Source organism: Okeania sp. SIO2C2 (assembly GCF_010692625.1).
Taxonomy (GTDB): Bacteria; Cyanobacteriota; Cyanobacteriia; order Cyanobacteriales; family Microcoleaceae; genus Okeania; species Okeania hirsuta.
In genome coordinates, this window is record NZ_JAAHGM010000113.1 from 1 (window position 1) to 11985 (window position 11985).

General features: G+C 34.9%; 7 protein-coding genes. 3 read left to right on the top strand and 4 right to left on the bottom strand.

What is annotated here, in order from left to right:
* Nucleotides 1-466: 466 nt before the first annotated feature.
* On the top strand, nucleotides 467-1675 hold the full coding sequence (locus F6K18_RS35005) for a transposase (protein WP_287527834.1): 1209 nt from the start codon (nucleotides 467-469) through the stop codon (nucleotides 1673-1675).
* A gap of 418 nt (nucleotides 1676-2093) precedes the next feature.
* Nucleotides 2094-3494 carry a protein adenylyltransferase SelO family protein gene (locus tag F6K18_RS35010; RefSeq protein WP_287527836.1) on the top strand — a complete coding sequence of 467 codons (1401 nt, stop codon included), beginning with the start codon at nucleotides 2094-2096 and terminating at the stop codon, nucleotides 3492-3494.
* 134 nt (nucleotides 3495-3628) lie between these two features.
* On the opposite strand, the gene F6K18_RS35015 is transcribed toward F6K18_RS35010, so the two are convergent.
* From F6K18_RS35015 to F6K18_RS35030, 4 genes are all read right to left on the bottom strand, one after another.
* On the bottom strand, nucleotides 3629-4852 hold the full coding sequence (locus F6K18_RS35015) for an aspartate aminotransferase family protein (protein ID WP_287527837.1): 1224 nt from the start codon (nucleotides 4850-4852) through the stop codon (nucleotides 3629-3631).
* Nucleotides 4853-5029: 177 nt separating this feature from the next.
* Nucleotides 5030-5743 carry a class I SAM-dependent methyltransferase gene (locus F6K18_RS35020; RefSeq protein ID WP_287527839.1) on the bottom strand — a complete coding sequence of 238 codons (714 nt, stop codon included), beginning with the start codon at nucleotides 5741-5743 and terminating at the stop codon, nucleotides 5030-5032.
* Between the two features lie 184 nt (nucleotides 5744-5927).
* Nucleotides 5928-6983, bottom strand: coding sequence for a hypothetical protein (locus tag F6K18_RS35025; protein ID WP_287527840.1), 1056 nt, complete (start codon nucleotides 6981-6983; stop codon nucleotides 5928-5930).
* Between the two features lie 720 nt (nucleotides 6984-7703).
* Complete coding sequence (locus F6K18_RS35030) at nucleotides 7704-9437, bottom strand: alpha/beta hydrolase (RefSeq protein WP_287527841.1); 1734 nt, start codon at nucleotides 9435-9437, stop codon at nucleotides 7704-7706.
* Between the two features lie 968 nt (nucleotides 9438-10405).
* Between F6K18_RS35030 and F6K18_RS35035 the strand changes: the two genes are divergently transcribed.
* Entirely contained in the window at nucleotides 10406-11383 is a 978-nt protein-coding gene (locus tag F6K18_RS35035; protein ID WP_287527843.1) for a LysR family transcriptional regulator, read from the top strand.
* Nucleotides 11384-11985: the final 602 nt, after the last annotated feature.

Genomic DNA, 11985 nt, shown 5'->3' on the forward strand with positions numbered 1-11985 from the left:
TATGAAGGAGTGTTGAATTTTTTGTATGATCTCTCCCCACATCTTCCCTCCTGTCTCCTGTCTCCTGTCTCCTGTCTCCTAGCTAAAAAAACTTGATATTTATGAAGATACGCTTAGGGGTTCTATATACTCACCCTTGGGTTTACACAGATTGCCTTCGGACATGATATAATATCAAATCCGGTAGCATCGGTGTAATTAGATTATTATGGTGGGGAGTGTGGGGACCCACCCCTAACCCCTCCGGTGGAGGGGAATTATCGAGAAATATTTGGTAATGGTTGAAGATGGAACATTTTTTTATACCGAATTAAACGGATTTGATATAACTGAATATTGAAAACTGGGGGAATTAGGATCGGGGTGATTAACTGTTGAATGAAAATTGTATAAAATAGTTGGTATTTGTAACAAATGTGTGTTAATATTAAACAGGTAACTAAAAAAATGAAATAATTCTGCATGAATGCGACTTGTTGACAGACATATTATTAACCGAACACATAACTTTTGGCGAGTGTGTGATGAGTTAGCCTTTAAGTCAAAAAACTTGTATAATTTGGCTAATTATTACTGTCGTCAGCATTTTTTCTCTACTGGTCATAGTCTGGATTTAACCAAACTATACCATGCAACCAAAGAGAGTGATGCCTATAGATCATTACCAACTAAAGTATCAAAACAAATAATCAAATGCTTGGTTGCCACTTGGCGTGGTTATTTTCAGGCAATCAAAGAATGGTCAAAACATCCAGGGAAGTTTTTAGGTAAACCCAAAATACCAAAGTATAAGAATAAAACTCAAGGTAGAAATGTAGTTATATATTCAAAGGAATCAGTCTATAAAGCCCCTCTAAAAGATGGTATTTGTCACTTATCAATGAGTGATATCAAAATACCTGTAGTTGTGGAAACTGTAATCGAAGTCAGGATAGTACCTGCTACGAGCTGCTATATAATTGAAGTACTGTATGAAAAAACTCTTCAGCCACAAATACACTCAACATATGTAGCCGGAATAGACTTAGGGATTGACAGATTAGTAGCTCTATCTACAAACAAGCCCGGTGTTAAACCTATGCTGATTAACGGGAAGCCACTAAAAAGCGTCAATCAACTATATAATAAGCGTAAAGCTAAGTACCAAAGTCATCTCAAAGGCAACAGAAAAACTAGCCGTAAGATTGAAGCGTTAACCTACCGCCGAAATCGTTTTGTCGAGAATTATCTGCATAACACCAGTAAATTAGTGGTGAATTATTTAGTCACTAACAGAATTGGTATTGTAGTCATCGGCCAAAATGATAACTGGAAACAGGGTGCAAACATCGGTAAAAAAAACAATCAAAACTTTACCCAAATACCCCACTCAAAGCTAATTCAACAGATAACTTATAAATGTCAACTAGCTGGTATCAAAGTTATGGATACAGAAGAAAGTTACACTAGTATTACTTCTGCACTTGACCTAGAATTGCCATGTCAGCAGGAAAATTATGTGGGAAAACGAGTCAAACGTGGTTTGTTTAGAAGTGGAACTGGTAAAGTGATTAATGCGGATATCAATGGTAGTCTTCAAATTATCAGAAAGAAATTCCCAGAGTGCTTTACTGCCGAGGGAATAGTGAGCTGTGCCGTACAGCCTATATTGGTTAATCCAATATCAAGAATTTAACAACTGCAATTTTCTACAGTTTTTTTCGTACGGTGACGTTTAACAAACTGCTCTTGTAGGCATCAGTTTAATACACATCGCTTATTTGCATAAGTTCTCAAGTTTTGTCTTTTTGATACAGAGCTTAGAACTGGGAAGCCATAACGCGGGACTTATAGCTCCCTCGAACCCCCACAATAGCACAATAGTTAAAAGATTAACAAAGGCCAAAAACACTTCATAATTCTTTACAAACAGCCTCTGAGAAGATAGCCTTCTTCCATCTTGTCATTTCCTTCATATAATATAATCATGTTTGTACAATTTTAATTACAGAATAGATTTGAGCAGAAGTGAATGTATTGAAAAATAATAAAAAAATGTTTAACTCATAATCTCCTGGATTTAACTTATGATATTACTTTTGACTTAGAAAACAATGTCTAATCCTCTCCTTTCGCTCAACTATGAACCTGCCATCCAAACTTTAGGTGGTGACTATTATGATGAAGTACTTGCTGCTGAATTTCCCCAACATATTTTGCGGTTTCGTAATGATAAATTGCTGCCTAAAATAGGACTAACTCCTGAAGATGTTAAGGATGAGCATTTTATTGAAGTTTTTGGTAAATTTCATTGTGTCGGACCTTTTTTAGCTCTACGTTATCACGGTTATCAATTTGGTGAATATAATCCTTATTTAGGAGATGGTAGGGGTTTTCTTTATGGTCAAGTGCGCGGGGTAAATGGTGAATTATATGATTTTGGCACAAAGGGTTCCGGTAGGACACCTTATTCTCGCAGTGCTGATGGTAGACTGACTCTCAAGGGGGGGGTCAGAGAGGTATTAGCTGCCGAAATGTTGCATCGTCATGGGGTTCGTACTTCTCGATGTTTGAGTTTGATTGAAACTGGGGAGGGGTTATGGCGTGGAGATGAACCTTCTCCTACTCGTTCGTCGGTGATGGTACGTTTTAGTCGTTCTCATATCCGGTTTGGTAATTTTGAAAGGTTGTATTTTTTCAAACGTCCCGACTTAACTAAAAAGCTATTAGATCATGTAATTAATTATTATTATTCTGAATTAAAAGAACAGAGCGATCACTATTCTTTATTCTACTCAGAATTAGTAAAAAGAGTTGCGAAATTAGTAGCTCAATGGATGGCTGCGGGATTTTGTCATGGTGTATTAAATACTGATAATATGTCAATTACTGGGGAAAGTTTTGATTATGGTCCTTATGCTTTTATTCCCACTTATGACCCTAAGTTTACAGCAGCTTATTTTGATTATTCTGGTCTTTATCGTTACAGTCATCAACCGTTAGTTTGTAAGTCAAATTTACACTTACTTCAAGACGCATTAGCTGCAGTTATTGACCGAGAAAATATGAGGGCGAGTTTAGATGAGTTTGATGATTTTTATCTGCTTGAATATAGGCGATTAATGATTAATAGGTTAGGGTTTGAACAGTTGCCTGAAACAGATGCAGAAAAGTTACTTCAGCTAACTATTAAACTGTTGGAAGATTCTCAGGTTGGCTATCACGATTTCTTTTTAGGATTGAGAAAAGAATTTTCTCCACATTGGCGTGATGATGTTAATCAAATTTTTGCTGATTTTGAACAATCAGAATTAATTGAGTCGTGGCGACAATATTATTATCATTTATTACAGACTTATTCTAATGATGAATTAAAAGCAATGGCGGAAAGGTTGAAGCAATATAATCCGCAACAAAGTTTAATTCGACCTATAATTGAATCAGTCTGGGAATCCATTACAGTAGAGGATAATTGGCAGCCATTTTATGATTTACTGAAGCAAATATGTGATTGAAGAAGGCAGAAGGTAGAAGGAAAGAAAAAATTAGAAGGGAGAAAGTTTTTTTATAACTAGACATCTCCAATAAGAAAAAATAAAATCAATTCTTATCCATAAATTGTCAATTATTTCTTCCTGTTCCCTGTTCCCTATTCCCTGTTCCCTTCACAATAACTCAAAGCAAAATCCAAAACCTGAACAATAAAATCTACATCTGCTTTTGTAATACAAAGTGGTGGTTTAATCCGTAAAATATTACGATATAAACCACCTTTACCAATAATTAATCCTAAATCTTTAGATACTTCGTGAATTTGGGATGCAAGTTCAGAATTTGGTTCTTTTGTTTCCCGATTTTTAACTAAGTCAATACCAATCATTAATCCACAACCACGAACATCCCCAATACATTCATATTTTTCTTGTAAATTATTAAGACCTTCAAGTAAATAATCTCCCACTATAGAACAATTTTGTTGTAGATTTTCCCTTTCAATTGTTTCTAAAACTGCTTTACCTGCTGCACAAGAAACAGGATTTCCAGCAAATGTATTAAAGTGCATTTTTTGAGTAAATGCTTGGGCAATTTCGGGTGTTGTTACAACCGCAGCAAGAGGTAATCCATTTCCAATACCTTTAGCTAAAGTGACAATATCAGGTTTAACATCCTGAAGTTCAAAACCCCAAAAACTTTTACCAGTTCGACAAAAACCAGTTTGTACTTCATCAATAATTAATAATCCTTTTGCCTGATGAACATAATCAGATACTTTCTTTAAATAACCATCTGGATAAACTATTACTCCCCCCATTCCTTGAATAGATTCAGCAAAAAAAGCAGCAATTTTTCCGCAGGTTGCATATTGAATAATATTCTGAATTTCATCAGCATATTTATCAGCAACATTATTTTCATTATTATTCCAAGGACCTCTATAAACATCGGCATTTAAAGCATGATGAATCCCAAAATTATGAGGAGGATAATATTTCCAACTGCTTTGAGATGTTAATCCCATGGTATTACCACCCATACCATGATATCCATTGCGCAGAGTAATTATCTCAAAATTTTCCGTATAAACCCTCGCCATTAGCATTGCTAAATCATTAGCTTCTGAACCAGAATTAACAAAATAAACCATTGATAAATTATCTGGCATTTTATCTACTAACATTTTGCTATATTCAGCTATTGTTGGATGTAGATAAAGTGTGGTTAAATGTTGCAATTTTGCTGATTGTTCTTGTACAGCTTTAACAACATGAGGATGAGAATGACCAACATTAATTGTTGCTATTCCTGCAAAGGCATCTAAATAACGTTTCCCTGTCTCATCAAAAACGTATTGCATCGAACCTTCCACAATCATAATTGGTTGTTTATAGTAGGTAGCAACAACTGGATTTATGTATTGTTTTCTTAATTCAATTACTTGTTGCTTTGAAATACCAAGATAGGGAGTAGGTTGATAATTATATGGCGGAATAGATGGTATATTTTGTCTAAGTATTTTGTTAGTAATTCTGAAAATATTGTGCTGAAATTTTTAAGTAGTTTTTAAGTAGGTATAATATTTTCCTGGGTTGATATCTTTTTCGATAAACCCTGCTTTTTCAAGCATCATTTTACAAGTTTGATAACTGAGTAATTTAAGTTTTAGTGTTTGTTGTGTTAATAACTCCTCATTTTGATAAAAAAGATGATCAAGAATAGCATAACGTTCATTTTCAATTAATTCAGTCGTCGCAATTCTTTTATGAACAATACCATTATCCAATTCTACTAAATTATCTCTATAACCATTAGAATAACTAATTATTAGTAGACCTCCTGCTTGAAGATGTTTAGCAACACAATAAAAGCTTTTCTGTATATCTACAGAACTAAAAATATGACTAGCGAGCATTGTTTCTGATTCACAATTAAAAAACGTCCAAGCACCACCACGAGAATAAGCAACATCAAATTTTTTACCAATATCTAATTCAGAAACACTTTGACAATATAAATCAACTTTTTGTCCTAATCTTTTTTGAGCTTCTTCTAATAAAGATTCACTGGTATCAATTCCAGTTATTTTGTAGTCATGTTCAATTTGCAGTAAATTTTCTACTATTAAACCAGTGCCTATTCCTATATCCAATAAATCTCTAGCTTCCCCTATGATTTGAGCAAGTTCGGTAGCAATTTCAGAATAGTTTCTATCTTTTTGGACAAAATGATCGTAAAATTTAGCAAGTTTTTGGTATTGATCGTTCATTTCCTGCAAAAGCATCTAAATAACGTTTTCCTGTTTCATCAACAGAAATGTTGAATCCTGTAATCCTAAAAATAATAGACAATTTTTTCTATAATTAGGATGTAAAAAATGTCTGAGTTTTAACAGTAATTGAATTATTAATAAAATTCTTGTACTGGGCTAAAAATTGCATATTAATCACCAACTACTGATTTACTTTTCTGTCTCCTGTAACAGCTTCTAATAGACTATCTAAATGATCGAGTAGACCTTGGGAAATAGTATAAGAAGCATAAACAGGGCGGTAGTTTGGCATAGCATTACAGCCGTTATACCATATAGAATGATTTGTTTTACAGATAAGCTTAACTGGTTCTGCAAGTTCAGTAACATGAGTAAAATCAGCTCCATGACCACGTTTATGTATGGGGTCAATAAATACCATGTTTGGTTTTAGCTGATGGAAGCTATTTTCAGGAACAAATGTCCATTTTTGTTGAAGCTTAGAAGGAATCGTTGCGTTAACGATAATGTCTGCTTGAGCCAAAATGACATCTATTAAGGGTCGCTTTCGGCCTTCAGAGAACAGTTCATAAGTATTACCAAAACTATATTCCATCTGTCGGTATTCGACCCCTGCCAACTTATCCTCAACTGCAACAGGGTGACGCTGAGAGAAAACTACAACTCTTTCAACACCTTGTGAAAGCAACTCCACAGTAGCACCTCTACCTATATTACCATAACCGAGAACTACTGCTAGTCGTCCTGATTGGGCAATGGCCGGGGAAGAAGGATCGAGCCTTTCTAGTTCTGCAAGCGTTTGAGCGACCCCACATTCGCCAGCAACATAAGCATTCCTGTAGAGTATTTTTTGCTGTCTTCCTTCAGCCTGGATATTTAGATTTTCAAGCTCTAAGAACTTTATATTTTGAGGAGGAGACTGGAGATGATTAAACCAGCCAATTAATGTACTCCCTGGTCGCATATATTCCCATTCATCTTTTGGCTTGAGAGAAACAACTATATCACTCAAGTTAAGTAGACTAATTCTATCTAAGACCTTACAACCTAATCGAATCAAATGAGTATCTGCTGATTCTAGGAATGTATGAGACCCAAATTCCTGTTCAAAAATGTATTCCTTAATTAAGGGATGATTTTGTTTTTCTGCTGTTAAATGTTCCCACCATATTGGCGATCGCATCTCTTTCTGAAATTGAGAGTGACTAATGAATCCCAAAGAATATTGCTTTGTCATAATCAGCGTTAATTAAGTGCAATACTTACAAATAAATGTTTGAAGAATTTTTTCCAGCTCATATAAGGTTTTAGCCTTTTTAGGTCGAAAAAAATGCCAACTTTTCCATCCAATAAAGCTCAAAAAGTGAGAATTTTGAGCAGACAAAATTTTATCTCCCCACACTTCCCACCCTCTGCTTTTTTTCAGCAAACCCTAATTATACAAGACTTATGGAAATACACTATGTATAGAGTTTAGTAACTATTGGACAATAGTAATAAGTACTATATATAGCGTATCTGTGTAAGTCCTGTATATACTGGAATAGATGATATGTCTTGTCTAAGTATTTTGACAGTTATAGAATGGTTAAGTCTTTAGGATTTAAGCTTACATTCCGCAGGTTGATGGTGCTGCTGGAGGATTTTTTTAATCAAGGAAATAATGCTGACTGCTTCTTTAATTATGGCTTGCTGATTAACTATCAAAGTATTGATATATAAAAGCTTTAGTCTTTATTAGTGCGAAAAAAGTACCAGCTTTTCGGTCGCTCAGAGCTACAAAAAATCAGCATTTTCAGCACAGAACGGCGGAAAAATCACGATCAACAAATATATCCGACTACCTCCTCTATAACTCCCATTTATCCTGACTCTTAACTACTCCCTACTCCCTACTCCCTTTTTCCCCTCCTGGGAGGGGTTAGGGGTGGGTCAAAAAGACTTTTGAGCGCCAACCCTAATTAGTATTACTAAATCGTTTGGAAAAACTGTCGATCGCCTTTTGTAAATCCTCTTCTGTGAGAGACTGTAATACACTAAAAGTAAATGGTTCTTGATTAATATATTGTAAATAAGACCCACTTAAATATGGTAAAGATTGAGATTGATTTATCAGATAAGCTTGAAAAAATGCTAAATTTAGTGCCTGCATAAAAGGATAAGCTAAATTAGGTTCGGGACCAACTAATTTCATTGGTAGTTCTAGAGAAACTTCCTCTTCTTCTTCTACAGCAATAAATGAAAAATGAGTTGCTGGTTCACTAATAACTAAATATTTTTCTGTAGTAGTTAAGCTAATAAATGGATAAATTTGCTCTGGAATAGGTGGAGCAAAAATATCTCTAGTACTAGCAACAATCATCAAAGGTATTGCAATTTTACTAATTTTTTCAGGTCCAAATACACCACTACTAATTGGATTTATTACAATAGCTGCTGTGATACGTTCATCTCGTAAATTGTTAGTTATTTCTGCTGGTAAATTACTGGTTTGACACTGTAATAATAGAGATAAATTAAAGATAAATTTAGTATCTTCAGATTGGCACTCTTTTCGTAAATCTTCTAGGTCTAGAGGAGCACCTGCAAGACTTAAAGCAGTATAACCGCCAAAAGATTGACCTACTATTCCCACTTGTTTAAAATTTAGCTGACCTCGCCAAATTGGATCGGAGTTTATTTTTGCCTCTAATTCATCCAGTAAATATTTAATATCTAGTGGGCGATTAATAAATTCCATTCCATCTACAGGTCTGCTAAAACCTGCAAAGATATTTTCAAGTTTTTCTGCATTTGAACCAATATGTTCTGGTACTATTACTGCAAAACCATGAGATACTAAATGTTCAGCAAGATAGGCAAAACTATTCAGGTCTGAACCTAAACCATGGGAAATAACTATCACAGGAATTAATTTATTTCCAGAACTTTTGGGCAGATAAATATTTGCTGGAGAAGAGCGGTCGCGATTAGGATTTCTAAAGGTAATAGATTGTTTTTCCCATCTGATATTTCCTGGTTGTCTTAAATCTGGAACATTATTAAAATCAACTTGATTTTCACTGAGCGCTCTTTCTTGAGCTTGGTTTTGTAGCTCTATTACAATCAAGCGTTCTTCTACAAATCTTTCGATTAATTCTTCAGTTAAATTGATACCTTCTTGGAGTTCTATTAATAAATCTCCAGGAAATTTTTTCAATAAATTAATAATAGTCAAACCATCTGGTTCTGCAATAGCTAACTGAAAAGCTGTTTGGAGAGCTGCACTCCCATTTTTATTTTCTCCAGTTTTCAGGATTTTACCTAATCTTTTCAGAATTTCTTGTCCTGCTGGTTCTTCCATAAATGTTTTGACAATAGTAGGATTAACATCAAAACGCTCTTGAAAAAGTTCTCTTAGTTCTTGTTTTTGTTTTTTCAGAACTGTCTGTATTTCTTTTGTTTCTTCTGTTGTGAGCAGCTCAGAATAAAAGGTAAATTCTTTGCTAAATTCTCCTTCTTTAGCAAACCTTTCGATAGATTCAATTGGTATTTTTAGTTGAAAAGGTGGCAAAGAAACTACGATTGGATCTGTAATATCGAGAGCAGGAATAGAAATTATAAGATTTTCAGCAGCAGAGGCAGAAATAGTGGTAAAAATAGGTGATAATATAGTTAATCCAGCAATCAATATCGAGTTATTTTTAAACATTTTTAATAAAGCTAATTTTTGTTTTAAATTACAGATTTTTATCTGCTGTAATTGAGATATTTTAAAGTCTAAAAAAAATAGGATATGCCTAGAGATGTACTGTGTTTTTAACCAATGAAATACCATGAATAACTCCTATTAAATTCAAGTATTTATATTGTGCCATAAAATCTCATTTTCATCTATAATGCAGTAATTAAAAGATAAAAATAGGCAGATATATCCACAAGCATTATTTTTTTAACTAGTATAATATAATAGGAATAAAAACTATTATTATTGTACATAAAAAAGAAAAGCCTGTAGTTAGAGGTCTGATTCTTACAGTGCTAAAGTGCAACTACAAACAAAGATTTTTTTTTGCAGGATTTTTCAAACCAAAAATATAATCAAATATGATAAAATCTAACATTCTTACCACTGTTACCTAATACCATTTCTAACAGGATTTTTCAAACCAAAAATATAATCAAATATGATAAAATCTAACATTCTTACCACTATTACCTAATACCATTTCTAAATAGTAAGTGGTTGTGCAAAATTAATTACAAATTTATACAAGTTGAATTCTTGAACTTCTAAAGAGCGCAGAGAATTGGGATAGGTAAATAATTTTGCTTAGGTACTTAATGCTATATTTGATTACCATCTCCCCATCTCCCCATCTCCCCATCTCCCTACCTCCCCATTACTAAGAGGTTGTTTGTAAAGAATTATGAAGTGTTTTTACCCCTGGCAAATTGGGTATTTCAGCCTATAAATCTGGGATAAATAACCAAGTTGTTACAGTTTAAAGGTCAATCATTGTATATTACAAAACTTTACAAACAGTCTCTAAAGATATATAGCAAACTTTTTGAGATTTGGTATAATTCATTTTGAGAAGGTGTATCCTAGTCTACTAAATGAAAAAAATCAATCTGCTATAATCAAAGGCTGGTAAATAATAGTTGAATCAAAACTCTATGCGGTTAGAGCAGTTGCAAGCATTTCTTTGTGTTGCAGAAACAGGTAGCTTTCAACAAGCAGCGCGAATATGTAACGTCACTCAATCAACAGTTAGCCGACAAGTGCAAGCTCTAGAAAATGAAGTGGGTACTCCCCTATTCCACCGTAGCAGTCAAGCCAAACTCACTCTAGCAGGAGAAAGTTTATGGCCTTATGCTAAGAAAATTTGTCAAGCTTGGGAAAGTGCTACCCAAGAAATAACAGAAATGCTTGCCGGAAAACAACCAGAACTTTGTGTTGCAGCTATTCACTCTGTTTGTGCTGCTTACCTCCCTCCAGTTTTGCAAAGATTTTGTCGCCACTATCCAGAAGTAAAATTGCGGGTAACTGCTCTAGGAAGCGATCGCACTTTGAAAGTTCTCAAAGACGGTCTAGTAGATATAGCAATAGTAATGAATAACCGCTTATTTACTACCAGTCCAGAAATGGTAGTAGATGTTCTCTACACTGAACCGATAGAAGTATTAATGGCAGCTAACCATCCCCTCACAAAATACGAACAAATTCCCTGGACTGAACTTATTCGCTATCCTCAAGTAGTTTTCAAAGATGGCTACGGAATGCAAAGATTAGTTAAAGAGCAATTTGAGCGACTAGGGGCAAAACTCAATGCAGCATTAGAACTAAATACCCTCGATGCTTTCCGAGGAGTAGTACGACAAGGAAATTTAATTGCTCTGCTACCTCATTCAGCTTTAATAGATGTTAAACTCGACCCCACTCTTGCCATAAAAACAATAGGAGTAACTCCCACTACTTCTAAGATATCATCAATAAAAGATTCTGTTTGGAGTCGTGAGGTGGTGGTGGTGACAACTAGCGATCGGATACAAATTCCTCCGATAGAATATTTCTGGAAGCTAGTAAAAGAATTAATTCCACAGCAAATTAATCAAACCACAGTGTTGAAGAAGTCAGTAGTCAGGAGTCAGTAGTCAGGAGAATGTTAGAGCTGGGGTTTAAATCTTAACTTTAGCATTAGACATCTCCTCCAAAAGAGGGAACAAGGGATAGGTAATATCATGTTCGGTTGAATACTTATAATATCTGTGGACCAAAGGCAGAAGGCAGAGGGCAGCTATGCTGAAAGGAAAGAGCAAGGTTAGAAGGCAGAAGGTTTATTATAACTGATTATCCGAACATGATATAACAAGGAGAAATAATTGATAATTTATGGATAAGAATTGATTTTATTTTGAATTTTCACGTCAATGTCTATTGACATTACGGGTGACAGTGGAGTATGGCACTACGCAAATAGGGCGCGGACACTGATAAATGCGGATGCGACCCCGCGACGACGACAGCTCGGTTGCGGAATGCTGACTCCTGTGAGGGAACGCGCACCAAGCAGCTCAAAGTTAGTCAGGGATTACTTTTGACTTTTGACTTTTGACTTGCGCGTAGCGCTATAGAACCCCTAAGCGTATCTTCATAAATATCAAGTTTTTTTAGCTAGGAGACAGGAGACAGGAGACAGGAGACAGGAGGGAAGATGTGGGGAGAGATCATACAAAAAATTCAACACTCCTTCATA